The following is a 25,716-nucleotide window of genomic DNA, read 5'->3' on the forward strand; positions in this document are numbered from 1 at the left end:
GTTAAAGGGGTGTCCTAGCCAAGCAAGTTAGTCAGTTCAGGTACAGCAGTATTTAGGTCGGCAACGAGACCGTAATCAGCAACGCTAAAGATTGGCGCTTCAGGATCTTTATTAATTGCTACGATCACCTTGGAGTCTTTCATGCCAGCTAAATGCTGAATCGCACCAGAGATACCTACTGCGATATACAGCTGTGGAGCAACAATCTTGCCAGTCTGGCCCACTTGATAATCATTTGGGACATAACCGGCATCTACCGCAGCACGGGAAGCACCCAAAGCAGCGCCTAGCTTATCCGCCAAGGGTACAACAATCTCTTGGTACTTTTCACCAGAACCTAAACCGCGACCACCGGATACGATGATTTTGGCAGCAGTCAGCTCAGGACGATCTGACTTAGTCAGCTCGCGACCCACAAAAGAAGATTTGCCAGAAACCTCAGTAGCCGCTTGCTTGTCTACTGCAGCAGATCCGCCGCTTGCAGTAACCGGATCAAAACCGGTTGTACGAACAGTAATCACTTTGACGGGGTCGGTGGATTGCACAGTAGCAATCGCATTGCCGGCGTAAATGGGGCGCTCAAAAGTGTCAGGTGAGACAACCTTAGTGATATCCGATAACTGTGCAACATCTAACTTTGCAGCTACCCTTGGCAATACATTCTTACCATTGGCAGTTGCTGGTGCCAAGATGTGGCTATAACCATTAGCAATCGAAAGAATCTGCGCGGCTAAAGGTTCAGCGAGTTGATCTGCTAAAGATGGGGCATCCACCTGAATCACTTTACGCACTCCAGCAATTTGAGCAGCAGCAGAAGCGGCAGCATCTGAGCCACTACCAGCCACCAATACATCTACTTCTGGGGAGCACTGCAAAGCAGTTGCTACCGCATTGAGTGTGGCTGCTTTTAAAGATTGATTATCGTGTTCAGCAATAACGAGTGCGGCCATTTAAATCACCTTCGCTTCATTTTTAAGTTTATCTACTAAAGCCGCTACATCAGCCACCATCACACCAGCAGAGCGCTTTGGGGGCTCTTCCACTTTGAGAGTTTTAAGACGTGGAGCAATATCTACGCCAAGCTCTTCAGGCTTCACAATTTCCAAAGCCTTCTTCTTTGCCTTCATGATGTTTGGCAAAGTTACATAACGCGGCTCATTTAAACGCAAGTCAGTAGTAATAACCGCAGGCAAGGTAATCGCGATTGTTTCTAAACCGCCATCTACCTCGCGAGTCACACTTGCTTTACCGTCTGCAACCACTACTTTGGAAGCAAAAGTTGCTTGCGGAATATCCATCAAGCCAGCCAACATCTGACCAGTCTGATTACTGTCGTCATCAATTGCCTGCTTACCCAAAATCACGATCTGAGCTTGCTCTTTTTCAGAGAGCGCCTTGAGAATTTTTGCAACTGCTAAAGGTTGTAATTCAGCATCGGCTTCTACCAAGATGGCGCGATCTGCACCAATCGCTAATGCAGTACGCAAGGTTTCTTGACATTGCGTTGGGCCAGCAGAAACGACCACCACCTCAGTTGCTACACCAGCCTCTTTTAGTCGAACAGCTTCCTCAACTGCAATCTCATCAAATGGGTTCATGCTCATTTTGACGTTTGCCAAATCGACACCAGAGTTATCCGACTTCACCCGAATTTTGACGTTGTAATCAACAACGCGTTTTACTGCCACTAAGATTTTCATGCTGAATTCTCTATTTTTGAGTAACTTTTCTAGTTTATCCGTCTAGCAAGAATTAGAGCTAGACGTCGATTGCTGAAGCGGATCCTGCCTGCTTACGCAATTCAAACTTCTGGATCTTGCCGGTAGAAGTCTTTGGTAGCTCACAGAACACAATTGCCCTTGGAACCTTAAAACCAGCCAGATGCTGCTTGCAATGGGCAATGATGTCAGCGGGCGACACCTCCATACCGGGCTTGATCTCCAAAAAGGCGCAAGGTGTCTCGCCCCACTTCTCGTCGGGCTTAGCAACTACTGCGGCCGCCATCACTGCTGGGTGACGATAGAGAATATCCTCAACCTCCACAGAGGAAATATTTTCACCGCCAGAAATGATGATGTCCTTGCTGCGATCCTTCATCTTGATATAGCCATCAGGGTTCATCACCGCTAAATCACCAGAATGAAACCAGCCTCCCTCAAAGGCCTCTTTAGTTGCCTTCTCATTTTTGAGGTAACCCTTCATGGCGATATTGCCTTTAAACATAATCTCGCCCATGGTCTCGCCATCAGCAGGGACAGGCTTAAGAGTCTCAGGATCAAGAACGGCAATTGCTTGTTGCATGTGATAACGAACACCTTGACGGGCATTGAGGCGAGCTCTCTCACCAATATCCACCTCATTCCACTCATCTTGCTTCACACAAACTGCTGCGGGACCGTAGACCTCAGTTAATCCGTAGACGTGTGTCAAATCAAAGCCGAGCTTTTCCATACCTTCAATAATCGAGGCTGGAGGTGCGGCGCCTGCGATTAAACCCTTAACGCCAGGAGGTGCGCCCTCTTTTAATTCATCGGAAGCATTGACTAATAGGTTATGCACAATGGGAGCTGCACAGTAATGCGTAACACCGTGCTCTTTAATGGCAGCAAAAATATGTTGCGCATCAACGCGACGTAGACAGACATTAATACCTGCACGAGCAGCTATCGTCCACGGGAAGCACCAACCATTGCAATGGAACATGGGGAGTGTCCAGAGATAAATAGGGTGCTTATTAATATCCCAATCCAAGATATTCGAGACAGCATTAATCGCTGCGCCACGATGGTGATACACCACGCCTTTTGGATTGCCGGTAGTTCCAGAGGTGTAATTGAGGCAAATAGCTTGCCATTCATCCGCGGGGACTTGCCATGCAAACTGAGGATCGCCCTCAGATAAGAGCTTCTCATAAGTCAGAGTGCCCAACTTTTCACCAGGAACATCAAACTCTTTTTCTTCAACATCAATCACCAAAAACTCGCGGCCACTTTCTTTCTTGGCGATTTCAAGAGCTTTTTTCATCACTCCCGAGAATTCTGGGTCCACCATGACCACTTTTGCTTCACCGTGATTCAACATAAAGGCAACTGACTCTGGATCAAGGCGTGTGTTTAGGGTATTTAATACAGCTCCAGCCATCGGGATTCCGAAATGTGCCTCAACCATTGAGGGTGTACTGGGCAACATCACGGCAACGGTATCGCCCAAGCCAATTCCATGCTTTTGCAGAGCGCTTGCTAGGCGACGACAACGTTCATAAGTCTGACTCCAAGTCTGGCGTAGCTTGCCATGAACGATTGCCAAGCGATCTGGATACACCTGGGCCGATCGCTCAAGAAATAATAGTGGGGTAATCGGAGTGAAGTTGGCTGAGTTTCGCTCTAAACCCTGCTCAAAAATATTAGCCATATGCGCCTTAAATATTGGTCATTTTTTAAATCTGAATTTCTAATTCTGCTTAGATATCTGCGAGTGCTTTCACATGCGCAACCACGCTGCGGCCTAAAGCAGAAAGGTTATAGCCACCCTCTAGGCAACTGACAATTCGACCTTGAGCATATTGGTTTGCAATGCCTTTAAGCTGCCTAGTCATCCAAGCATAATCATCCTCTACTAAACCCATCTGCCCTAAATCATCCTCACGGTGAGCATCAAAGCCTGCAGAGATGATGATGAGCTCTGGCTCAAAGTCTCGTAAACGTGGCAACCACTGCTCTTCCACTATCGAGCGAACAACATCACCACGTGTAGATGCAGGAAGCGGAACATTCACCATATTGCTTGCCCCATCCAAGCCGCTGTAGGGATAAAACGGGTGCTGAAAGAAGCTGCGCATCAGCACATTGGGATCATTAAAAAATGCCGCTTCAGTACCATTTCCATGGTGGACATCAAAGTCAATAATAGCGACGCGCTCAATACCGTACGCTTCCATCGCATATCGTGCTGCTACAGCAACATTATCAAAAACACAAAATCCCATAGAGCGTGTTGGCTCCGCATGGTGACCTGGCGGGCGCACCGCACAAAACACATTTTCAACCTCACCCTTCATTACGGCGTCCACACCAGCAATAGCAGCGCCCGCAGCTCGCAGAGCGGCACTCCAGGTATGAGGGTTCATAATAGTGTCACCATCGAGCATGAAGTAACCGCTAGCAGGCGAACGCTCTTTAACAAAGGCAATATGATCTGGGCTGTGAACTAACTCCAATTGATCTTCAGTTGCTAGTGGCGCATCTAAATGATGCAGAAAGTGATCTACACCACTGCGAATCAGTTGATCATTAATTGCCTGAATGCGCTCTGGGCATTCAGGATGATGACTACCCATCTCATGCTTTAGAAAGTCTGGATGAGTTATGTATCCTGTTGTCATTACTAGAAATCCTCAATAACAAAACTATTATTTTTATAATTTAATCAAACCTAGCAAAACATCAAAAACCCAATTTCTTATCCATGAATTTTCGCGTCTCCTACCTCACCTCAACATTCCTCATAGCGCTTCTACTTGGCGCATGCTCTAGCATCCCTACTCAGCAAGTTAGCCCTACAGAGACTATCGTAAATCAGTCTGAAGATGTCGCAACAGAAGCCCGTTTTAGCCAAAATCTCAATCAATTAATCACTCAAATTGCCCAAACCCAGGGAATCCCTCAGACCAGCCTGGAATTAGGCTTCTCCGATGCTAAAACGATTCCTTCCATACGCAAATTGGTGTTACCCCCATCGGGCAGCTTTAAGAAGAATTGGGTCGCCTATCGCAAGCGTTTTATAGAGCCAGTTCGCATTAGGGCTGGCAAGGCCTTTTGGGAACAAAACCAGGCATTCTTAAGCACGGTTGAACAGGAATCAGGTGTCCCAGCCGAAATCATCGTCTCCATTATTGGTATTGAAACCATCTATGGCCGTCAAACTGGAAACTTCCGGGCCAAGGATGCACTTTCTACATTAGCCTTCAGCTACCCAGATACACCTAACAAAGCCAGTAGAGAGCAGCTCTTTAAAGACCAGCTTCAAGAACTTATTCTGATGTGCTGGACCGAGGGGGGTGGTAACTTGCCTGCCAACAATAGCAAGCAAGGATTGAACCAGGCACGGTTTAATGCCTGCCTAAATCAGAACAGCTCCTATGCTGGTGCCATTGGCTTACCCCAATTCATGCCAAGCAGTATTCGCAGCTTCGCAGTAGATGGCGATGGTGATGGGCGTATTGATCTCAAACAAAGCCTTCAGGATGCTATTGCTAGCGTAGCTAACTTTATGAGAAAACATGGCTGGCAGCCTGGCATGCCGATTTACTTCCTCGTACAGGTAGGAGCAATCAGTGAGGCAAGAGCCCTAGCCGATGGAGAACCTAAACTGAAGTACTCGGTTCAAGAACTCATCGCAAAAGGCATCCTCACTAAAGAGCAAGGTGACCTTCAGTTAGGCGGGGTTGAGCCGCAAAGCAAAGCCCATATTGTTGATCTACCCTACCCGGATAAAGATGGTAGCGATCAGGTTCGTTACGTCGTTGGACTCAATAATTTTCTGACGATTGTGCAGTACAACCGCAGTTACTTTTACGCGCAAAGTGTTGCTGAGTTTGCAGAAGCACTGGGATATAAAAATCAAAGTGTAGTTCCTACTACCGGAACCAAAGCAAAGTCCGAAACAAAGTCAGTAGAACCGGCCAAATCTAAACCGAAGAAGTCTGCCAGTAAGAAAAAACAAAAGCAGGCTTAATGCACTCAGACTGAATGTCTTACGCTGGGAAAACTCCAGTAGAAAGATAACGGTCGCCACGGTCGCAGACAATAAAGACAATCGTGGCATTTTCCACTTGGCGAGCAATGCGTAAGGCAACAACCAAAGCACCGCCAGCTGAGATACCGCAGAAGATACCCTCTTCAGCCGCCAGGCGGCGGGCCATTTCTTCAGCATCCGCTTGGCTCACATACTCAATGCGATCAACCTTATCACCCTGATAAATCTTTGGCAGATACTCTGGGGCCCATTTACGAATTCCAGGAATCTGTGAACCCTCTTCCGGCTGCGCACCAATAATCTGAATATCGGGATTCATAGACTTCAGATAAGTTGACACTCCGGTAATTGTTCCGGTGGTCCCCATCGCGGAAATGAAGTGGGTAACTTGACCATCAGTATCACGCCAGATTTCTGGACCAGTAGTCTCGATGTGGGCACGAGGGTTATCTGGGTTCGCGAACTGATCAAGCAATCTACCGCGCCCCTCTTTTTGCAATTGCAATGCATAGTCTCGGGCAAATTCCATACCGCCAGATGCTGCTGTCAGGATTAACTCTGCACCGTAAGCAGCCATACTTTGGCGGCGTTCAATGCTTTGATTTTCAGGCATCACTAAAACCATCTTGTAGCCCAACATCGCAGCAGTCATCGCCAAAGCAAGGCCAGTGTTACCACTGGTAGCTTCAATCAGAGTGTCGCCAGGTTTAATTTCACCACGCTCTTGAGCGCGTAGGATCATCGACAGCGCAGGCCGGTCTTTAACCGACCCCGCTGGATTATTACCCTCTAACTTTCCTAAGATCAGATTATTTTTAGTATCGTTTTCAGCGCCAGGAATACGTTGCAAACGAACCAGGGGCGTATTACCCACGGTCTGTGAAATAGTTAAGTAAGAAGGTGTGCTCATGAAACCATTTTAGCCATAAGCCAGGCTAGACGTAAAAGGGTTTAATTTCGGCGATTTGCTTCCGCACGATCCTGATTATGGCGAGAGCCACTTTGACCGCGTAAGCCACGTCTGCTAGCCTTGGAGCTCTCTTTATTGGTTCTACCATGCGGTTCACGAAATGAGCTAGGTGCCTCAATGGTTAAGCCGTTATCCACCATCTTTTCAACCGATTTCATACCAATGCCACGCACGCGCTTTTGCAGGTCATTGGCATCCTGAAAATGCCCACCATCCAAACGCTCAGCAATGATTGTTTTCGCTTTGGATGGCCCAATACCCTTAATACTCTCCAACTCAGACTGGGTGGCCGTATTGACGTTGACTGGCGAGGCCGAAGATAAAACCGAGACAGCTACTAATACCGAAAATACTAAGGACTTTAATAATTGATTCATGTAATCTCCATCGGTTAATAAAAAATCCACTTACACGATGTGCAAGTGGATCAGTTACAACGAATAGAAATCCAGTCGGTTGACTGTTTTTAACTACCTATAGCGGGCTTGCCAAGAAATCTGCATTGGCTGATAGCCAGGCGATATAACGGCTGACACCCTGCTCCACGTTGAGGAAGGGCTCTGAGTATCCAGCGGCACGCAACTTAGTTAAGTCAGCCTGTGTAAAGCACTGATACTTCCCTTTAAGCGCATCTGGGAAAGGAATGTACTCAATCGCTTTTTCTTTAACCAACTCTTGAAGACTAGCAGGATTGGCATTATCGATTTTGCGCATGGCATTTGCTACCGCATGAGCAACATCATTAAATGGTTGCGCGCGACCACTGCCAAGATTAAAGATGCCACTGATTTCTGGATGATTCAGGAAATACAAATTCACTTTCACCACGTCTTCTACAGAAACAAAGTCACGACTTTGCTCACCGGCGCCATAACCACCATATTCGCCAAAGAGTTTTACCTTACCGCTGGCTTTGTACTGATGGTATTGATGAAAGGCTACTGAAGCCATGCGACCCTTATGGGATTCACGTGGGCCATAGGCATTGAAATATCGAAAGCCCACAACTTGTGCTGTATTAGCCTTCTCAGCAAAACGCTTACGCATCACCTGATCAAATAAGAATTTAGAATAGCCATAAATATTCAATGGCTTCTCATGCTCGCGACTTTCAACAAAAATGTCTGAGCCACCATAAGTAGCAGCGGATGAAGCGTAGAGCAACTGCACTTTTTGTTCTGTACAGATATCAAGCAGGTCCATGGTGTAGCGGAAGTTATTTGCCATCATAAAGATGCCATCAGCTTCCATCGTATCGGAGCAAGCACCTTCATGAAACACCGCCCTGACCTTACCAAAACGACCGCTTCTAAATGCTTCTAGAAACTCATCCTTATCAAGGTAATCAATGATGTCTAGATCAGCCAAATTACGATACTTATCCGCAGGACGTAAATCATCTACGGCAATAATATTTTTCTCGCCTCGCGCATTGAGCGCCTGAACAATATTGGCACCGATAAATCCAGCGGCGCCAGTTACGATAATCGTCATTGCAATTCCTCAGAAGTAACGGTGGCTGTTCCTAACTTGCCAACCACAATACCACCAGCTCGATTAGCTAAAGCCATGGCTCTTTCCAGGGGCCAGCCAGCTGCCAGCGCCACTGCAAGCGTACCAATCACTGTGTCACCTGCGCCAGACACATCAAATACTTCGCGCGCCTGTGCTTTTACATGACTCACACCAGCCTCAGTAAATAAACTCATACCCTCTTCAGAGCGTGTCAGGAGAAGTGCTTCAAGATTTAATGATTTTCTAAGATCTTGCGCTCTCTTTGTGAGATCTTCTTCGCTGGCCCATTGACCAACCACCTGACGTAATTCACTACGATTAGGTGTCAGTACGGTTGCGCCACGATACTTAGCGTAGTCATCACCCTTAGGGTCCACCAAAATCATCTTCTTCTGAGCACGAGCCTGCTCGATCATCAAAGCCACTTGTCCCAATGCACCTTTGCCGTAATCAGACAAAATCACCACATCAGCATCACCCACCAGCTTCTCATAGCGCTCTAGCTTATGCGCCAAAGCAGTCTCACTAGGAGTCTCTTCAAAATCCAAACGAATCAATTGCTGTTGTCTTGCGATGACACGTAGCTTCACAGTTGTTGGTACTTTGACATCAACCTCAAGCCGGCTATCAACGTGACTAGATGTCAGCAATTCAGAAACACGGCGGCCTGGCTCATCATCGCCAATCACACCCAAGATCGTTGTCTTTGCACCAAGAGCGGCTACGTTGCGAGCCACGTTGGCAGCGCCACCTAAACGCTCATCAATCTTGCCCACCTGAACAACGGGCACCGGTGCCTCGGGAGAAATCCGATTCGTATCACCAAACCAATAGCGATCTAGCATGACATCACCCACCACTAATAAACGGGCTTTAGAAAATTGTTCTCGGTTGGCTTTTTCCACGGTGTAACTGATCTCTCTAATCTCTCAAATAGATTCTTTTGTACTGGTAATTAATTATGACGACCAATACCTTGATACTCAATACCCAATTCTTGCATAGCTTGTGGCTCGTACAGATTGCGGCCATCAAAGATGATGGGGTTCTTTAAATTGGCTTTGAGCAGGTCAAAATCGGGGCTACGGAAGGCTTTCCATTCAGTCACGATGACTAGAGCATCAGCACCTTGGGTAGCTGTCATGGGGTCATCGACCAAAGTCACTTGTTTGAGACCTTCTGGGTTGCCTTTAAAGTCCATCTCGAGGCAGTGTTTGGTTTCTGGCATCGCTACTGGATCGTGAGCCACTATCTGTGCACCACGTTTGACTAACTCCTGGATGATGACCCGACTAGGCGCTTCGCGCATATCGTCTGTATTCGGTTTAAATGCTAAGCCCCAGAGGGCGAACTTCTTACCCTTCAGATCCGCACCAAAGCGCTTTTCAATCTTTTCTACCAAGATGTATTTTTGGGCTTCGTTCACGGCCTCTACGGCATCGAGGATCTTGAGATCGCGGCCATGCTCAATTGCGGTCTTGGATAGAGCCGAAACATCCTTCGGAAAGCAAGAACCACCATAACCAGTGCCAGAGTACAAAAAGCCATAACCAATGCGAGAGTCTGAACCAATACCTTGGCGCACTGCTTCAATATCCGCTCCAACTAAGTCCGCCAAATTGGCCAACTCATTCATAAAAGAGATGCGGGTAGCCAACATGGCATTGGCTGCGTATTTAGTTAGCTCAGCACTTTTGACATCCATGTAATAAGTGCGCTCATGGTGACGATTAAATGGTGCGTAGAGTTTACGCATTTGCTCTTTAGCGCGCAGGCCCGCTGGGGTATTTTGCGTACCAATCACAATGCGATCTGGACGCATAAAGTCTTCTACTGCGGCTCCTTCTTTAAGGAACTCCGGGTTGGAAACTACGGAGCACAGTTCTGGTGAGAGACCTCTTTTAGTAAGTTCCTCTGTAATCGCAGCAGAAACCTTATCGGCAGTGCCGACAGGTACAGTTGACTTATCGACGATCACTTTAGTTGTGGTCATATGACGGCCAATATTACGAGCCGCTGCTACTACGTACTGAAGATCAGCTGAACCATCTTCATCAGGAGGGGTACCAACGGCAATAAATTGAATATCGCCATGGGCAACAGAAGCAGCAATATCGGTAGAAAACTGCAAACGGCCAGCAGCGCGATTGCGCTCAATCATCTCTTTAAGGCCGGGCTCATAGATTGGCACACCGCCCGAGTTCAGAATCTCAATCTTTTTAGGATCAACGTCCACACAAAAAACGTTATTGCCCTGCTCTGCTAAGCAAGCACCGGTAACAAGACCAACGTAACCGCTTCCAATGATGGTGACTTTCAAGATATCTCCAAGTGATTCAGATTACATTGAAGGGCCGCTAGGAACGGCTCCTTCACTGCGCCTCGGGGAGTATGCCTCCCAATGATTGCATCCTGGGCACTGCCAGTAAAAACGTCTCGCACGGAAACCACAATTGCCACAGGTATAGCGAGCCAGGCTCGTCGTGCGCTGCTTCAATAAACTGAGTGTTGCCTGTAAATCCAAAACTCGCTCTGGCGTGCCATTACTTTCCGCCAAAGCCAAACGGGTTTCAGCCAACTTAGAAAGCGCACTTAAGCTTGGTGAGTGCTGCATCACCTCAACCAGCATCACTTCAGCAGCTTGTGCCCCACGAATTTGAGTCATATGCTTTTGAACAATATCGAGCAACTCACCAGAAGCTTGGGTTTTTAATAGCTCACAGAGCGCACTTAAACCTTCTTCCGCTTTATTCAGCGCAGTATGTGCGGTCATCCAACGATCTGCAAGCAAATGCATATAGGCGGGGTGCGTTTTAGCAATCACTGCCCATACTTCGATTGCCTGGGCTGGACGATCCATGGCAATTAAATAGTCACCTTGCAAAATGAGTGCACGAGCATGATGCGGAACTGCTTGCAAGGCTAATTGAACAGATTGCTCGACCTCTGGCAAATCCTTGCGACGCAATGCTTCTTGACCCAACTCACAATGAAATTGCGCAATCTCAGTGTGATGCGACTTACCTTGTAAGCCCTCAAGCTCGCTGGCGGCAATAATGGCTTTCTTCCAATCTCGCTCGATCTGATACATCTCGAGCAGACTCTCTTTTGCAGGAGCTGCGAGCTTACCCTCACCCACACGATTTAATGAGGCTTCGGCACGATCTAATAATCCTGCGCGCAGAAAATCTCGACCTAATTCATATGCGGCATGATCACGATCACGTGGCTTCAAGTCATCGCGATTAGCCAAGTGTTGGTGAACTCGAATTGCACGCTCAGTCTCACCACGGCGACGGAATAAATTACCTAAAGCAAAATGAAGTTCAATGGTTTCAGGGTCAAGCTGAGCAATCTTGACTAGAGTTTCAATCGCCTGATCTAGCTGCTCATTCAGCAAAAGGCTTAAGCCTTTGAATGTCGAACGTTGCTGACGCATACGCTCCCGCTCATCCATGCGATTCTCAAGACGTAAATCCCGGCGCGAAGCCAGCCAACCAATACCAAACATGACTGGTAATAACAGTAGCCAAGCGGTTGCAATCTGAATCATGCTGTGCAGAACTTAAATAAAAAAATGGTCCGAATGGACCACTGGATATGCGCTATGTGACTAGGCACCAGAACCCTCTTTAGGGCTCACTTGCTTTAGAGGCTTGTAGTCAACGCGCTCACGTAATTCTTTACCAGGCTTGAAATGGGGCACCCGTTTTTCTGGAATCAATACCTTCTCACCAGATTTTGGATTGCGGCCAGTACGCGCAGGACGGTGATGCAAAACAAAACTACCAACACCGCGCAACTCAATTCGTTTGCCTTCGGCTAAAGCGTGAGTCATGGTGTCTAGCAATGTTTTTACTGCCAACTCCACATCTCTAGGCAGTAGCCGGGGGAATTGTTCCGCCAAGCTCTCCACGAGTTCGGAGCGAGTAATTGCTTGTTGCTCTTGATCTGACATGATCTATCAATAAAAAACCGCCGCTCTCCTAGTGGAAAGCGGCGATATTGATTTAGCCTTGATTGTCCAACTTCGCTTTTAACAAAGCACCCAAATTGGTAGTGCCGGACTGCGCATCACCTTGGAGCTTGCTCATAGCGTCTTGTTGGTCAGAGCTGTCTTTAGCTTTGATTGAAAGATTGATTGCGCGTGACTTACGATCAATATTAATGATCATGGCAGTCACAGTGTCGCCTTCTTTCAATACATTGCGTGCATCTTCAACGCGATCTGTTGAGATCTCAGAAGCACGTAAGTAAGCTTCAACTTCATCAGTCAAGTGAATAGTTGCACCCTTAGCATCAACAGCCTTCACAGTACCAGTTACAAGGCTACCCTTGTCGCTGACAGATGTGTAGTTATTGAATGGGTCACCAGACAATTGCTTGATACCGAGAGAGATACGCTCTTTCTCAATATCAATGGCCAATACAGTAGCTTCAACTTCATCGCCTTTTTTGTATTTCTTAACAGCTTCTTCTCCTGGCTCATTCCATGAAAGGTCTGAGAGGTGAACTAAACCGTCGATACCGCCAGGCAAACCAATGAACACGCCAAAGTCAGTAATAGACTTGATTGCGCCAGTCAACTTGTCGCCTTTTTGTTGGCTACGTGAGAACTCTTCCCATGGATTTGCTTTGCACTGCTTGATGCCCAAGCTAATACGACGCTTGTCTTCATCAATATCCAGAACCATAACTTCAACTTCGGTTCCTAATGCAGTAGCTTTGCTTGGAGCAACGTTCTTGTTAGTCCAGTCCATTTCAGAAACGTGTACCAAACCTTCGATACCAGATTCGATTTCAACGAATGCGCCGTAGTCAGTCAGGTTAGTTACCTTACCGAATAAACGGGTGTTTGGTGGGTAACGACGAGCGACACCAACCCATGGATCATCACCAAGTTGTTTCACGCCGAGTGAAACACGGTTCTTCTCTTGATCAAACTTCAAAATCTTAGCGGTAACTTCTTGACCAACAGTCAACATCTCGCTTGGGTGACGCACACGACGCCATGCTAAATCGGTAATGTGCAAGAGGCCATCGATACCACCGAGGTCCACGAATGCGCCGTAGTCAGTGATGTTCTTAACGATACCTTGAACAACGCTACCTTCTTTGAGGTTAGACATCAACTTCGCGCGCTCTTCACCTTGGCTAGCTTCAACAACTGCACGACGTGACAACACTACGTTGTTACGCTTACGGTCAAGCTTGATAACCTTGAACTCCATCGTCTTACCTTCGTAAGGGCTGGTGTCTTTGATTGGGCGTGTATCAACGAGTGATCCTGGCAAGAATGCGCGGATACCGTTAACCATGACTGTCAAGCCGCCTTTAACCTTACCAGTAACAGTGCCGGTAACGATCTCAGCTTGCTCGAGAGCTTTTTCCAAGTTCATCCATGATGCCAAGCGCTTAGCTTTGTCACGGGAAAGGATTGTGTCGCCATAGCCGTTCTCAAGAGCGTCAATAGCAACAGAAACGAAATCGCCAGGAGCTACTTCAATCTCGCCAGCGTCGTTATGGAATTCTTCAACGGGAATAAACGCTTCGGATTTCAATCCAGCGTTAACAACGACGAAGTTATGGTCGATGCGAAGTACTTCAGCCGAAATAACTTGGCCGGTCTTCATATTCGATCGGGTTAATGATTCTTCAAATAGTTCTGCAAATGATTCAGACATTTATATATTCACTTTGTGCCGCCAGAAGGCCTGACGGGTTAGGTTAAAAAAGCTCCAAGAAACACGCTAAATTAGAAAATCGCGTTGTAGAGTTTCTTAAGACGCCAAAACAACTTCTTCTACTGTTTACTGCCCACCAAAAACTAAGCTATTTTCGATTGATACCAATCCAAAACCGTCTTAACCGCTTGATCTATCGATAATTCTGATGTTTCAAGCACTTTAGCGCCGTCTGCAACTAACAAAGGTGCGGCACCTCGACTACTGTCTCTGACATCGCGCTCTTGTAAATCTTGCAGCAAGTCGTTAAGTTTAGCAGAAATTCCCTTAGCTATCAATTGCTTATACCGACGTTCGGCCCTAGCTTCAGCCGTTGCCGTCAGGAAAACCTTCAAAACCGCATCGGGAAATATGACGCTTGCCATGTCACGACCATCGGCCACTAGACCTGGAGAAGTCCTAAAACCATGCTGAACCCCAACCAAAGCCTGTCTAACCTCTGGATGCACTGCAATTGCAGATGCACGCAATCCAATCTCCTCAGTACGAATAACATCAGTGACATCTTCAGAATTGAGCAGAATTTGGCCATTTTTGAAGGAAATCACTAGCTTTTTAGCCAAAATACCCAGTTCTGAGCCATTTTTGGTATCAATCGATGCTTTTTGACTTCCCAGGGCAACCAGTCGATACAAGGCCCCACTGTCTAGGTAATGAAAACCCAACTTTTCTGCCACCAAGGAGGCAGCCGTCCCTTTACCAGAGGCGGTAGGTCCATCAATCGCGATAACTGGAGGAGGACTCATCAAAAAAATGATTTTTTAAGAAACGATCTTTGCAAATTCTGCAAAGTAAGTTGGGAAGGTCTTAGCAACGCAATTAGGATCATTAATCTTTAGCACATTGGGGCCAAAAGCAGCCAATGAGAAACACATCGCCATGCGGTGGTCATCATAAGTATCAATGCCCTCCGCAGGAGACTTCCAGTCAGACAGTAACTGGGGGGCTTGCACCGCGATGTAGTCCACACTCTCCTCAACGATAGCACCCACTTTTTTCAATTCTTTTGCCATCGCTGCAATACGATCAGTTTCTTTCACGCGCCAACTGGCAATATTGTTTAAGCGGGTTGGGCCCTCAGCAAACAATGCGGCAATTGCTAGAGTCATGGCTGCATCCGGAATTTCTGTGCAATCGATCGTGATGCCATTCAGTTTGCCATTGGCATTCGCAACACCAGCAACTTCAATCCAATCTTCACCAGAAGAAATCTTGGCGCCCATTAAGGCGAGTGCATCAGCAAATGCAACATCGCCTTGAATACTCTCGCTACCTACACCCAAGACGCGTACCGGTCCACCACCAATGGCGCCAAGCGCCAAAAAGTAAGAGGCCGAAGATGCATCACCCTCAACAGAGAAGACGCCAGGACTTTGATAGACCGCGTCAGAAGTTTTGGCAGGGATTACAAATGACTGCGCATCAGGACAGGATACTTTGACGCCAAAGCGCGCCATGAGCTTGAGCGTGATGTCGATATAAGGGCGAGAAATCAATTCATCAATGACTTCAATCTTGACCGGCTCTTTTGCCACCAAAGGCAAAGCCATCAACAAAGCAGTTAGGAACTGGCTAGAGACATCACCGCGGACCTTTACAACATCTGTAATTCGAATATCAGCAGCAATAATTTTGATCGGCGGATAGCCTTCTTGCAATTGGTAGTCAATCTTCGCACCCACTTGACGCAATCCATCCACTAGGTCACGAATAGGACGTTCATGCATGCGGGGCACGCCAGATAAACGATAGTTACCACCTTGCATTGCAAGCGCTGCTGTGAGGGGGCGAATTGCCGTTCCCGCATTACCCATAAAAAGATCTGCGTTTTGTATGGGGAACTTGCCGCCGCAACCCTTGACCACACAGACTTTGTCCGCTTGATCAGTGACCGACAAACCCAATTGACGAAGCGCATTACGCATCACCTGAGTGTCGTCAGCATCCAATAAATTTTTGAGAGTTATTGTGCCTGAAGATAAGGCAGCCAATAACAAGGCGCGATTCGAAATACTCTTAGAGCCTGGCAACACAATCGAGCCGTGCGCTCGTTTGAATGGCCCAATCTTAATATCAGACAAGCCGCTCATCAAAGTACATCCAAATCTTGACGTGCTTTACTGGCTTTATTAAATAATTTTTCTAGCCCGGCACCATCATTATCAGCAATCAATTTACGCATGTGATTGACGATGAGTAAATATTGATCAAGTTCTTTTAGCACTGCCGCGCGATTACCCAAGCAAATGTCGCGCCACATTTCTGGACTCGATGCAGCGATGCGGGTGAAATCCTTAAAACCTGCGCCAACATGACTTAGCTTTTGATCGGCATCTTCAGAATTCACAACGCTGGCCATTAATGCATAAGACAGAATATGTGGCAGATGAGAAACGGCTGCGTAGATCGCATCATGTTGTACACAAGAAATCTTTTTCACAACAGAGCCAACCGACTGCCAAAAGCCTTCGATTAAATCGGTATCTTGCGGAGAATTTTCTTGTAGCGGGCAAAGAATTGTTTGTTTACCCACAAATAAATCAGCTTTAGCAGCGCTCGCACCATGTTGCGCGCCGCCAGCTATGGGGTGTGCAGGAACAAATTGGCAAGCCTTCTTACCTAATACTTCCTTAGCAGCCAAAATCACATCGCCTTTAGTGCTGCTAGCATCTGTCAATATAGTCCGGGGCTCTAAGTGTGGCTCGATGACTTCAAAAGCAGTGCGCATTTGGGCAACCGGTACACACAAGACAATCACATCAGATTGATTTGTAGCTTCAACCAAATCGACCACTGCATCAATCGCACCCATCTTGAGGGCTTGATCTAGATTCTGCGCACTACGCCCAACACCCAAGACCTTATTGACTACGCCCGCTTTTATTAATGCCAACCCTAATGATGCGCCAATCAAGCCAACACCAACAATAGTGACGGTACCGTAATTACTGGATGGATTAATGATGGCCATTGGGCTTTTTAAGTTTATCTATTTGTTTTGAATTACTGCTGCGCCAAAATGTCTTTAAGAGCAGTAATAAAGGCGGCATTTTCTTGGGACAAGCCAATGGAAATGCGCAACCATTGAGGCAAACCATAGTTACCAACTGGGCGAACAATAATGCCGCGCTTCAGTAACTCTAGATTAATGCGAGCACCGGCACCATCATCCTCACCCACCTTGACCAACACAAAATTGCCAGCCGATGGGAGATAAGTCAGGCCTAGCGCATCAAATGCCTGAGTTAACTGAGCAAAGCCAGCACGATTTAATTCAAAGCCTTGTTGTAAGAATGCAGAATCCTGAAATGCCGCAATCGCTGCTGCTTGTGCAAGGCTATTCACGTTAAATGGCTGACGAATGCGATTCAGTAAATCGGTCAATGCAGGCTGGGCAACCCCATAACCAATGCGTAAGCCTGCTAAACCATATGCCTTAGAAAAACTGCGCGATAAAATCATATTGGGGAAACGTTTCACCCAAGCGATTGCGTCATAGCGCTGCTCTGGAGTGAGGTACTCGTTATAAGCTTCATCTAAAGCTACCACCACATGCGGCGGCAATGCAGCCAAGAAATCTTCGATCTCTTTTGCAGTTAAGTAGCTACCAGTAGGATTATTTGGATTCGCCACAAATACTAACTTAGCTTTATCACCTGCAGCTTTTACCGCTTGCAGCATCGCAGGCAGGTCATGGCCATACATTTTAGTGGCAGGCACTTCAACTGCCTTAGCACCAACAGCCTGTGTCGCAAGCGGATAGACCGCAAAAGCATGTTTAGAGAAGATAACTTCATCTCCAGCCTGAGCAACTGCACGCGCAGCCAACTCCAAAATGTCATTACTACCGTTACCCAATGTAATCCAATCCGCTGGAACACCTAAGCGCGCAGACAAGACATTTTTAAGTTCAAAACCATTGGAGTCTGGGTAACGACCTAAATCTGCCGCTGCCTTAAGCATCGCATCTTGCGCGGACTTTGGCATACCCAATGGATTCTCATTGGAGGCGAGTTTCACAATCTTGTTTTCATCAAGGCCATATTCGCGCGCAACCTCGCTGATAGGTCGCCCACCGACATAGGGCGCTATCGCATGAATATGCTTTAAACCGATATTAGATTTTGATGTCATGCTGAATGAGGATAGGAGCCAAGATTTTTATAAAAAGCGGCTGTGGTTTTTAACTCTTCCAATGCTTTGGCTACTTTTGCGTCTTCAGCATGACCAGCAACATCGATATAGAAGTGATACTCCCACGTACCCTTGCGAGCAGGGCGAGATTCAAAGCGATTCATAGAAACGCCGTGCTTGGCCAAGGGCTCCAAAAGGCGATGAACAGCGCCCGGCTGGTTATCAACCGATAGCACTAAAGAGGTTTGATCTGCACCAGTGGGCTGACACTCGTAAGTGCCGACCACAACAAAACGGGTACGGTTATGTGGATCATCCTGAATCTGTGCAGCCACTGCCTGCAATCCGTAAGCTTCTTGTGCGGGATCGCCAGCAATCGCTGCAAGCGTTGGGTCAATCGAGGCCATACGAGCTGCCTCAGCATTGCTGCTGACCGCCTGACGCTTTAATTGAGGTGCATGCACGCTTAACCATTGTTGACATTGAGCCAAAGCTTGGGCATGTGCACATACGGTTGTGACACCATCTAGATTGCCACTCTTCGTCAAAAGATGGTGGCGAATTGGCAGCACCACCTCGCCGCTAATACGCATTGGAGAATCTAGAAGTAAATCTAAAGTGCGAGAGATAGCCCCCTCGCTAGAGTTCTCAACCGGAACAACGCCAAACTGTGCTGCACCCTTCTCTACCGCCTTAAATACTTCATCAAGGCTATTGCAAGGTAAGCCAGCAATCGAGTGACCAAAATAGGTTTGCGCCGCTTGCTCTGAAAATGTTCCCACTGGTCCGAGATAAGCAATTGTCTGACGAGCCTCTAAGGCGCGACAGGCAGACATGACTTCACGCCAAATTGCGGCGATGCCATCCGCTAATAGCGGGCCCTTACTGAGTTCTTGCAAGCGCGCAACAACTTGACACTCACGTTCCGGTCTAAATACCGGCGATGAAAAACCACCTTTGATATGACCAACCCCTTGAGCTGCTTTTGCACGCTGCGATAACAAATCCAAAATCTGCGCATCTAGTGCATCGATCTTGTCGCGGATTGGCGCTAAGCGCTGTTCTTCAGCACTCTGGTCACTGGAGCTCATTAGGCACACCTTTCAAAGTCACGCATAAATTCGACTAAGGCCTTAACACCTTCAATCGGCATTGCGTTGTAAATACTGGCACGCATACCGCCAGCAGCCTTGTGACCACGCAGAGCAACTAAGCCTGCTGCATTGGATTGCTCTAAAAACTGAGCATTTAAATTCTCATCCCTCAGGAAGAAGGTGACGTTCATGCGGGAGCGATATTCTTTAGGAATGCGATTCTCATACAAGCCACTTTGATCCAAGAAGTTGTAGAGCAAATCCGCTTTTTCTTGATTGCGTTTCTCAATTACCTTTACACCACCCTGCTTGAGTAACCACTTAAACCCGAGGCCAGTCATATAAATCGAAAAAGTTGGTGGTGTGTTGAGCATCGAGTCAGTCGCTGCTTGCTTAGACCAATCCCAAATCGATGGGGTGATCATCATGCTGTGACCCATCAGATCTTTGCGGACAATCACAATCGTCACACCAGATGGGCCAATATTTTTCTGAGCTCCACCAAACCAGACGCCGCACTTAGTGACGTCCATCTCTTTGGAGAGAATATTGCTAGAAATATCTGCGACCAATAACTTGCCATTGACATCAGGCACATCTGGAAACTCTACGCCACCAATAGTTTCATTGGCACAGTAATGAATGTAAGCGGCATCATCCGATAGTTGCCAAGAAGATCTCGCAGGAATCGTATTAAATTTTTCAGATGCAGAGGATGCAGCTAAGTGAGAAACACCATACTTCTCCGCTTCTTTAAAAGACTTTTCAGACCAAACACCAGTCACTAAAAAATCTGCCTTAGGACCATTCTTGGCCAAGGGCATGAGGTTCATTGGAATAGCGGCATTTTGACCTAAGCCGCCACCCTGAAGCATCAAAATTTCATAGGAATCTGGGATATTCATGAGGGTGCGTAAATCTTGCAGCACCTCTTCATAAAGCGCCATGAACTCTTTGCCACGATGACTGACTTCCATCACGCTTGCGCCTAAGCCCTGCCAGTTAAACATCTCCGCGGCAGCCTGCTTTAATACTTCTTCCGGCAAAGTAGCAGGCCCCGCAGCGAAATTGAAAATGCGGCGGTCAAACGTCATGATGAGTTAATTAACCTTGTATGAATGCCAATTAGGCATCACCAGCTTCATCAGAATTGGAGTCAACTGCTGGATCGGCAGAAACATCTCCACCTTCACCGTCCTCACCATCATCCAAATCATTCTCATCATCCGAATCGCTTTCAGCAATGCGCTGTAAGCCAGACAAACGTGTGCCTTCATCGACGTTGATTAATGTGACGCCTTGTGTTGCGCGACCCATTTCACGAATCTCTGAAACACGGGTGCGCACCAAGATTCCGCCCGTAGTGATCAACATAATTTGATCCTCAGGAGATACCAAAGCAGCAGCAACTACTTTACCGTTACGCTCAGTTGTCTGAATCGCGATCATGCCTTTAGTACCGCGACCATGACGGGTGTATTCGCTAATTGGAGTGCGCTTACCAAAACCATTTTCAGTTGCAGTCAGTACGCTACTTGGGATAGCCAAGCCATTCGCGTCAACGACAGCAGCTTCCACACCTTCAGCAGCTTCCGCTGGAGCAACTAACATGGCGATCACCTGATGACCTTCACCCAAGTTCATGCCACGCACACCACGTGCTGTACGACCCATTGGACGAACATCATTCTCGTCAAAACGTACTGCTTTACCAGTGTCAGAGAACAACATCACGTCATGCTGACCATCAGTAATAGCCGCGCCAACTAAGAAGTCGTTTTCATTTAAATCGACAGCAATAATTCCAGCCTTACGTGGATTTGAGAAGTCAGACAAACGTGTTTTCTTCACGGTACCCAGGCTGGTTGCCATAAAGACGTAATGATCATCTTGATATCCCTTGATTGGGAGAATCACTGTAATCTTTTCGCCTTCAATCAGCGGGAACATATTGACGATCGGCTTGCCACGTGAGTTGCGGCTACCTTGCGGAACCTCCCACACTTTGAGCCAATACATACGTCCACGATCGGAGAAGCACAGAATGATGTCATGCGTATTTGCAACGAAGAGAGTTTCAATCCAATCTTCATTTTTCGTAGCGGCAGCTTGTTTGCCACGACCGCCACGTTTTTGCGCACGGTATTCACTCAGAGGCTGACTCTTCATATAACCAGTATTCGAAAGCGTGACCACTATATCTTGCGGAGTGATTAAATCTTCTGTGAACAACTCAGTGGCATTCATTTCAATAAATGAACGACGACCCGTATCGCCACCAGCAATACCAAACTCGGCTTGCACTTCTTTCAATTCAGACTCAATGACTTGAGTGACACGCTCTGGCTTAGCAAGTAAATCGAGCAAATCAGAAATCTCTGCCATCACATCTTTGTACTCATTCACAATCTTGTCTTGCTCAAGGCCAGTCAAGCGTTGCAAACGCATCTGCAGAATTTCTTGCGCTTGACTATCAGACAAACGATAGAGACCAGTAGATTGCATGCCGTACTCAGGCAATAAACCCTTAGGACGATAGGCATTGCGACCGCCCGGGGTATCCGTCTCTGCGCGCGCCAACATCTCGCGCGCCATAGAAGAATCCCATGCCTTACTCATCAACTCTGACTTAGCCACCACTGGATTTGCTGCCGCTTTAATGATGGCAATAAATTCATCAATGTTTGCCAATGCAACTGCCAAGCCTTCTAAGACATGGCCGCGTTCACGTGCTTTGCGTAATTCAAAAATCGTACRACGCGTCACTACTTCACGACGATGCTGCAAGAAGTATTCCAGCATTTGCTTCAGATTCAATAGGCGCGGCTGGTTATCTACCAGGGCCACCATATTCATACCGAAGTTATCTTGCAGTTGAGTGCTCTTGTACAAATTATTGAGAACTACTTCAGGCACCTCACCGCGCTTAAGCTCAATTACTACGCGCATACCTGACTTATCAGACTCATCACGCAGATCAGAAATGCCTTCTACTTTTTTCTCATTCACCAACTCAGCAATACGTTCGAGCAAGTTCTTTTTATTCACCTGGTAAGGCAACTCGTCAACAATGATGGCCTGACGAGCACCCTTATCAAGGTCTTCAAAGTGGATCTTGGCGCGCATCACGACACGGCCACGGCCAGTGCGATAGCCTTCACGAACCCCTTGAACACCATAAATAATGCCGGCGGTCGGAAAATCCGGAGCAGGAATGATCTCAATGAGCTCATCAATCGTGCATTCTGGGTTGTGTAATACATGCAAACAGGCTGTAACCACCTCATCCAAGTTATGGGGAGGGATGTTGGTTGCCATGCCCACAGCGATGCCTGAACTGCCGTTAATCAGCAAATTAGGCACTTTTGCAGGAAGAATTAAGGGTTCTTTCTCACTACCGTCGTAATTTGGCCCGAAATCCACGGTTTCCTTATCCAAATCGGCCAATAACTCATGGGCGATCTTTCGAAGGCGGATCTCGGTATATCGCATCGCAGCAGCGTTATCGCCGTCTACAGAGCCAAAGTTACCCTGTCCGTCAACCAGCATATAGCGCAGAGAGAAGTCCTGGGCCATACGAACAATGGTGTCATACACCGCAGAATCGCCATGTGGATGGTATTTACCGATCACATCGCCAACTATACGGGCAGATTTTTTGTAAGCGCGGTTCCAATCGTTGTTTAATTCATACATAGCGAATAAAACACGTCTGTGGACCGGCTTAAGGCCGTCACGCACGTCTGGCAGGGCTCTGCCGACAATGACGCTCATTGCGTAGTCCAAATAGGACCGCCGCATTTCGTCTTCGAGGGATATTGGTAGTGTTTCTTTAGCGGCTTGTTCCATTTAGAAATAATATCATTTTGATGACTGATAGCCCCTATGCTAAGATTCCGTCAGTTTGTACGAAATTGAGATGTGTCGCTTTGCGGTTTTTGCTTCAGAGTAGGGCGAATTACATTTAAGTTTGACTTTAATTAAAAAAGAGATTTTTGAGGACTAAAAATGAACAAAACCCTAAAAGTGTTGTTAGCTTCTGTTGTTACTGTTTCTGCTTCTGCAGCAATGGCTTCTGATAACTGGGAAAACAGCGCTGGCTTGAATTGGAAAAACGGCGACGGCACATTGTGCTGGCGTGATAACAGCTGGACCCCTGCTACTGCAGCTCCTGGTTGCGATGGCTACCTGACTAAGAAAAAAGCATCAGGCGTAAGCCAAAGCAAGATCACCTTGCAAGCTGACACACTTTATGACTTCAACAAGTCTGACTTGAAGCCAGAAGGTAAAGCTACTTTAGACAAAATCGCTGAAGACTTAAGCAAGATCAAATTAGAAGTAATTATTGCTGTTGGTAACACTGATAGCGTTGGTACTGATGCTTACAACATGACTCTCGGCCAGCGTCGTGCTCAGTCCGTTAAAGCTTACTTAGTAAGCAAAGGTGTTGATGGTAGCCGTATTTACACAGAATCAAAAGGCAAGAGCAATCCAGTTGCATCAAATGCAACTGCTGAAGGCCGCGCTAAGAACCGCCGTACTGACATCGAAGTTGTTGGTACAGCTAAAGTTAAGTAATTCTTTTTACTTGTAAAAAAGCCCGGTTCTGCCGGGCTTTTTTATTTCCGCTATATTCGTAATTCCTTTATCTCCGGCACACATTGTGCTCTCACCCTATGAACGTCGATCAATCCGAAATCGCTAAATTCAGCGCCCTAGCCCATCGCTGGTGGGATCCCGAGAGTGAATTCAAACCCTTGCATGCCATCAACCCATTGCGCCTGAACTGGATCAAGACCTTTGTCGACCTTAATGGCAAGAAAGTATTGGATGTAGGTTGTGGTGGCGGGATTCTGGCGGAGTCTATTGCCCAATCAGGCGCCGATACCTGCGGGATTGATTTGTCAGAAAAAGCTCTCAAAGTAGCTGAATTGCATGCACTTGAAGTAGGCACCACCCTCCAATACCGCTCTATTTCTGCTGAAGCGCTCGCTGAGGAAGAGCCAGGGCAATATGACGTTGTGACTTGCATGGAGATGCTAGAGCATGTCCCTGACCCGGCTTCAGTCGTTCAGGCCTGTGCAAAGCTCTGTAAGCCAGGTGGCACCCTCTTTTTTAGTACCCTAAACCGCAGCCCTAAATCCTACTTATTTGCCATTATTGGCGCCGAATATGTCCTCCGCCTGCTACCAAAAGGGACGCATGAGTATGCAAAATTCATTAAACCTTCTGAGTTAGTCGCATTTACGCGCCAAGCAGGCTTAGAAATGATTGGCATGAAAGGTATGAGCTACAACCCCCTCACTCAAGTCTATAGCTTGGGTGATGATGTTGATGTGAACTACATGATTGCCGTACGTAAATGAGTAGCAGGTTAGCAAGTCCTTACAAGGGCATCTTTTTTGACCTGGATGGCACCTTAGTTGATACCGCCCCAGACCTTGTGGCAGCAGCCAACCAGCTTCTCATCGCCCGTAATCTTCCTCCCAAGCCATATGAGGTCTTACGCCCCTGCGCCTCTGCAGGAGCCCGTGGCTTAATTGGGGGTGCATTTGGAATCAACCCTGAGGATCCAGACTTTATTCCGCTGCGAGATGAATTTTTCAGTAATTATGAAAAAGCACTCTTGGTCAATAGCGTCATTTTTGACAGTGTTGACCACCTCTTAGATCAATTGGATGAAGCAAAGCTTCCTTGGGGCATTGTGACCAATAAAAGTGAACGCTTTACTCATCCCCTGACAGACCTCATGGGACTTCGTCAAAGAGCAGTCTCTACGGTTTGTGGTGACACCACCCCGCACTCAAAACCCCACCCAGAACCCATTCTTCATGCAGCTAGAATTGCCAATATCGATCCCAGCAAGTCAGTCTATGTTGGCGATGACATCCGGGACATCATTGCGGGTAAAGCTGCAGGCATGATGACTATCGCAGCAGCTTACGGCTATTGCGGCTGTGAGGAACCTCCAGAAGCCTGGGGTGCAGATTATCTTGTACGCCACCCAAAAGAATTACTCCAAATCATCTTCCCGCAGTAGGGCTTAATTAGCAATCTGCAAGATATCCAACAATTTAAGGCTAAGAGCCTTAAAATAGAGCTTCCAATGCATGAACTCCGGGGTCGACGTGGTTTCGACGTGGATTACAAAGCATCAAGGGCATACCGAGGACCCGTTATCTCGTAAATCAATGGGAATGTAATAACTGCAAACGACGAACGTTTCGCACTAGCCGCTTAATTGCGGTTGCCCCTGAACTGACTCTCTCTTGGGTCAGCTAGCGCAAGCTAGATCAGGGTCATTTACAAGAGATAAGATCATTTCATGTCACGGGGAATGGTTCGAAAACTTAGTGAATCGCCAGCGTGGAACATGTCAGTCTGTGACTAGCTAGCTAAATTAAATGACATGACTAAGTATGTAGAACTTGTTGTAGAGGATTTGCGGACGCGGGTTCGATTCCCGCCGACTCCACCATTTTGTAGTTAATTGATTTACTGAACA

At 47.1% G+C, this 25,716-nt stretch carries 22 protein-coding genes, 1 other RNA gene and 1 pseudogene; 5 read left to right on the forward strand and 19 right to left on the reverse strand.

All coding sequences use genetic code 11. The annotated features are described in order from the left end of the window. Window positions 1–14: 14 nt before the first annotated feature. Genes DXE44_RS06860 through DXE44_RS06875 form a run of 4 tightly spaced genes read right to left on the reverse strand, consistent with a single transcriptional unit; the run spans window position 15 to window position 4,381 of the window. Window positions 15–950: an electron transfer flavoprotein subunit alpha/FixB family protein gene (locus DXE44_RS06860; RefSeq protein ID WP_114653736.1), complete on the reverse strand. Its 936-nt coding sequence runs from the start codon at window positions 948–950 to the stop codon at window positions 15–17. Further along, the gene (locus DXE44_RS06865) at window positions 951–1,700 is read right to left on the reverse strand and encodes an electron transfer flavoprotein subunit beta/FixA family protein (RefSeq protein ID WP_114653738.1); all 750 of its coding nucleotides are present in this window, start codon (window positions 1,698–1,700) and stop codon (window positions 951–953) included. A 58-nt stretch (window positions 1,701–1,758) separates the two neighbouring features. Continuing rightward, the gene (locus tag DXE44_RS06870) at window positions 1,759–3,411 is read right to left on the reverse strand and encodes an acyl-CoA synthetase (RefSeq protein WP_114653740.1); all 1,653 of its coding nucleotides are present in this window, start codon (window positions 3,409–3,411) and stop codon (window positions 1,759–1,761) included. Window positions 3,412–3,460: 49 nt separating this feature from the next. Then, a complete protein-coding gene (locus DXE44_RS06875; RefSeq protein WP_114653742.1) occupies window positions 3,461–4,381 on the reverse strand; it encodes a histone deacetylase family protein in 921 nt (306 codons plus the stop codon). Between the two features lie 83 nt (window positions 4,382–4,464). Between DXE44_RS06875 and DXE44_RS06880 the strand changes: the two genes are divergently transcribed. Continuing rightward, window positions 4,465–5,733, forward strand: coding sequence for a lytic murein transglycosylase (locus DXE44_RS06880; protein WP_114653744.1), 1,269 nt, complete (start codon window positions 4,465–4,467; stop codon window positions 5,731–5,733). Window positions 5,734–5,752: 19 nt separating this feature from the next. Here DXE44_RS06880 and cysM read toward each other — a convergent pair whose 3' ends face one another. From cysM to gyrA, 15 genes and pseudogenes are all read right to left on the reverse strand, one after another. Then, entirely contained in the window at window positions 5,753–6,664 is a 912-nt protein-coding gene (gene cysM / locus DXE44_RS06885; protein ID WP_114653746.1) for a cysteine synthase CysM, read from the reverse strand. Between the two features lie 41 nt (window positions 6,665–6,705). After that, window positions 6,706–7,101 (reverse strand): ComEA family DNA-binding protein, encoded by a 396-nt coding sequence (locus DXE44_RS06890; protein ID WP_114653748.1) that lies wholly within the window; start codon window positions 7,099–7,101, stop codon window positions 6,706–6,708. A 97-nt stretch (window positions 7,102–7,198) separates the two neighbouring features. Further along, on the reverse strand, window positions 7,199–8,218 hold the full coding sequence (gene rfaD, locus DXE44_RS06895; RefSeq protein ID WP_114653750.1) for an ADP-glyceromanno-heptose 6-epimerase: 1,020 nt from the start codon (window positions 8,216–8,218) through the stop codon (window positions 7,199–7,201). Next, window positions 8,215–9,144, reverse strand: coding sequence for a D-glycero-beta-D-manno-heptose-7-phosphate kinase (rfaE1, locus tag DXE44_RS06900; protein ID WP_114653752.1), 930 nt, complete (start codon window positions 9,142–9,144; stop codon window positions 8,215–8,217). The genes rfaD and rfaE1 overlap by 4 nt, the downstream gene beginning before the upstream one ends. A gap of 50 nt (window positions 9,145–9,194) precedes the next feature. Next, a complete protein-coding gene (locus DXE44_RS06905; protein WP_114653754.1) occupies window positions 9,195–10,559 on the reverse strand; it encodes a UDP-glucose dehydrogenase family protein in 1,365 nt (454 codons plus the stop codon). 21 nt (window positions 10,560–10,580) lie between these two features. Beyond that, window positions 10,581–11,792, reverse strand: a complete 1,212-nt coding sequence (gene lapB, locus DXE44_RS06910) for a lipopolysaccharide assembly protein LapB (RefSeq protein ID WP_114653756.1) — start codon at window positions 11,790–11,792, stop codon at window positions 10,581–10,583. Between the two features lie 108 nt (window positions 11,793–11,900). After that, a pseudogene (locus DXE44_RS06915) lies at window positions 11,901–12,197 on the reverse strand (integration host factor subunit beta); the annotation flags it as partial. 52 nt (window positions 12,198–12,249) lie between these two features. Further along, window positions 12,250–13,923, reverse strand: a complete 1,674-nt coding sequence (gene rpsA, locus DXE44_RS06920) for a 30S ribosomal protein S1 (protein WP_114653761.1) — start codon at window positions 13,921–13,923, stop codon at window positions 12,250–12,252. A gap of 143 nt (window positions 13,924–14,066) precedes the next feature. Then, window positions 14,067–14,729 carry a (d)CMP kinase gene (gene cmk / locus DXE44_RS06925; protein WP_114653763.1) on the reverse strand — a complete coding sequence of 221 codons (663 nt, stop codon included), beginning with the start codon at window positions 14,727–14,729 and terminating at the stop codon, window positions 14,067–14,069. 15 nt (window positions 14,730–14,744) lie between these two features. Beyond that, window positions 14,745–16,064, reverse strand: coding sequence for a 3-phosphoshikimate 1-carboxyvinyltransferase (aroA, locus tag DXE44_RS06930; protein WP_114654385.1), 1,320 nt, complete (start codon window positions 16,062–16,064; stop codon window positions 14,745–14,747). An 8-nt stretch (window positions 16,065–16,072) separates the two neighbouring features. Next, window positions 16,073–16,954 (reverse strand): prephenate dehydrogenase, encoded by an 882-nt coding sequence (locus DXE44_RS06935; RefSeq protein ID WP_114653766.1) that lies wholly within the window; start codon window positions 16,952–16,954, stop codon window positions 16,073–16,075. 32 nt (window positions 16,955–16,986) lie between these two features. Continuing rightward, window positions 16,987–18,117: a histidinol-phosphate transaminase gene (gene hisC / locus DXE44_RS06940; protein ID WP_114653768.1), complete on the reverse strand. Its 1,131-nt coding sequence runs from the start codon at window positions 18,115–18,117 to the stop codon at window positions 16,987–16,989. After that, window positions 18,114–19,208, reverse strand: coding sequence for a prephenate dehydratase (pheA, locus tag DXE44_RS06945; protein WP_114653770.1), 1,095 nt, complete (start codon window positions 19,206–19,208; stop codon window positions 18,114–18,116). Before pheA ends, hisC begins: the two co-directional genes overlap by 4 nt. Continuing rightward, window positions 19,208–20,305: a 3-phosphoserine/phosphohydroxythreonine transaminase gene (gene serC, locus DXE44_RS06950; protein WP_114653772.1), complete on the reverse strand. Its 1,098-nt coding sequence runs from the start codon at window positions 20,303–20,305 to the stop codon at window positions 19,208–19,210. Before serC ends, pheA begins: the two co-directional genes overlap by 1 nt. Window positions 20,306–20,336: 31 nt before the next feature. Beyond that, window positions 20,337–23,060, reverse strand: coding sequence for a DNA gyrase subunit A (gene gyrA, locus DXE44_RS06955; protein WP_114653774.1), 2,724 nt, complete (start codon window positions 23,058–23,060; stop codon window positions 20,337–20,339). A 159-nt stretch (window positions 23,061–23,219) separates the two neighbouring features. On the opposite strand from gyrA, the gene ompA reads away from it, so the two are divergent. The 4 genes from ompA (at window position 23,220) to ssrA (ending at window position 25,689) form a co-directional block, all read left to right on the forward strand. Next, window positions 23,220–23,789 carry an outer membrane protein OmpA gene (ompA, locus tag DXE44_RS06960; protein ID WP_114653776.1) on the forward strand — a complete coding sequence of 190 codons (570 nt, stop codon included), beginning with the start codon at window positions 23,220–23,222 and terminating at the stop codon, window positions 23,787–23,789. 98 nt (window positions 23,790–23,887) lie between these two features. Further along, window positions 23,888–24,577, forward strand: coding sequence for a bifunctional 2-polyprenyl-6-hydroxyphenol methylase/3-demethylubiquinol 3-O-methyltransferase UbiG (gene ubiG, locus DXE44_RS06965; RefSeq protein ID WP_114653778.1), 690 nt, complete (start codon window positions 23,888–23,890; stop codon window positions 24,575–24,577). Further along, on the forward strand, window positions 24,574–25,251 hold the full coding sequence (locus DXE44_RS06970; protein ID WP_114653780.1) for an HAD family hydrolase: 678 nt from the start codon (window positions 24,574–24,576) through the stop codon (window positions 25,249–25,251). Before ubiG ends, DXE44_RS06970 begins: the two co-directional genes overlap by 4 nt. A gap of 79 nt (window positions 25,252–25,330) precedes the next feature. Next, window positions 25,331–25,689, forward strand: a transfer-messenger RNA (tmRNA) gene (gene ssrA / locus DXE44_RS06975). Window positions 25,690–25,716 lie beyond the last annotated feature (27 nt).

It is taken from the genome of Polynucleobacter necessarius (assembly GCF_900095175.1).
GTDB classification, from domain to species: Bacteria; Pseudomonadota; Gammaproteobacteria; order Burkholderiales; family Burkholderiaceae; genus Polynucleobacter; species Polynucleobacter necessarius_I.

Bases quoted from the DNA above. Each gene is read 5' to 3' on its own strand.
- DXE44_RS06860 (WP_114653736.1), bottom strand. From the start codon at position 950: ATGGCCGCACTCGTTATTGCTGAACACGATAATCAATCTTTAAAAGCA.
- DXE44_RS06865 (WP_114653738.1), bottom strand. From the start codon at position 1,700: ATGAAAATCTTAGTGGCAGTAAAACGCGTTGTTGATTACAACGTCAAA.
- DXE44_RS06870 (WP_114653740.1), bottom strand. From the start codon at position 3,411: ATGGCTAATATTTTTGAGCAGGGTTTAGAGCGAAACTCAGCCAACTTC.
- DXE44_RS06875 (WP_114653742.1), bottom strand. From the start codon at position 4,381: ATGACAACAGGATACATAACTCATCCAGACTTTCTAAAGCATGAGATG.
- DXE44_RS06880 (WP_114653744.1), top strand. From the start codon at position 4,465: ATGAATTTTCGCGTCTCCTACCTCACCTCAACATTCCTCATAGCGCTT.
- cysM (WP_114653746.1), bottom strand. From the start codon at position 6,664: ATGAGCACACCTTCTTACTTAACTATTTCACAGACCGTGGGTAATACG.
- DXE44_RS06890 (WP_114653748.1), bottom strand. From the start codon at position 7,101: ATGAATCAATTATTAAAGTCCTTAGTATTTTCGGTATTAGTAGCTGTC.
- rfaD (WP_114653750.1), bottom strand. From the start codon at position 8,218: ATGACGATTATCGTAACTGGCGCCGCTGGATTTATCGGTGCCAATATT.
- lapB (WP_114653756.1), bottom strand. From the start codon at position 11,792: ATGATTCAGATTGCAACCGCTTGGCTACTGTTATTACCAGTCATGTTT.
- rpsA (WP_114653761.1), bottom strand. From the start codon at position 13,923: ATGTCTGAATCATTTGCAGAACTATTTGAAGAATCATTAACCCGATCG.
- cmk (WP_114653763.1), bottom strand. From the start codon at position 14,729: ATGAGTCCTCCTCCAGTTATCGCGATTGATGGACCTACCGCCTCTGGT.
- DXE44_RS06935 (WP_114653766.1), bottom strand. From the start codon at position 16,954: ATGGCCATCATTAATCCATCCAGTAATTACGGTACCGTCACTATTGTT.
- hisC (WP_114653768.1), bottom strand. From the start codon at position 18,117: ATGACATCAAAATCTAATATCGGTTTAAAGCATATTCATGCGATAGCG.
- pheA (WP_114653770.1), bottom strand. From the start codon at position 19,208: ATGAGCTCCAGTGACCAGAGTGCTGAAGAACAGCGCTTAGCGCCAATC.
- serC (WP_114653772.1), bottom strand. From the start codon at position 20,305: ATGACGTTTGACCGCCGCATTTTCAATTTCGCTGCGGGGCCTGCTACT.
- ompA (WP_114653776.1), top strand. From the start codon at position 23,220: ATGAACAAAACCCTAAAAGTGTTGTTAGCTTCTGTTGTTACTGTTTCT.
- ubiG (WP_114653778.1), top strand. From the start codon at position 23,888: ATGAACGTCGATCAATCCGAAATCGCTAAATTCAGCGCCCTAGCCCAT.
- DXE44_RS06970 (WP_114653780.1), top strand. From the start codon at position 24,574: ATGAGTAGCAGGTTAGCAAGTCCTTACAAGGGCATCTTTTTTGACCTG.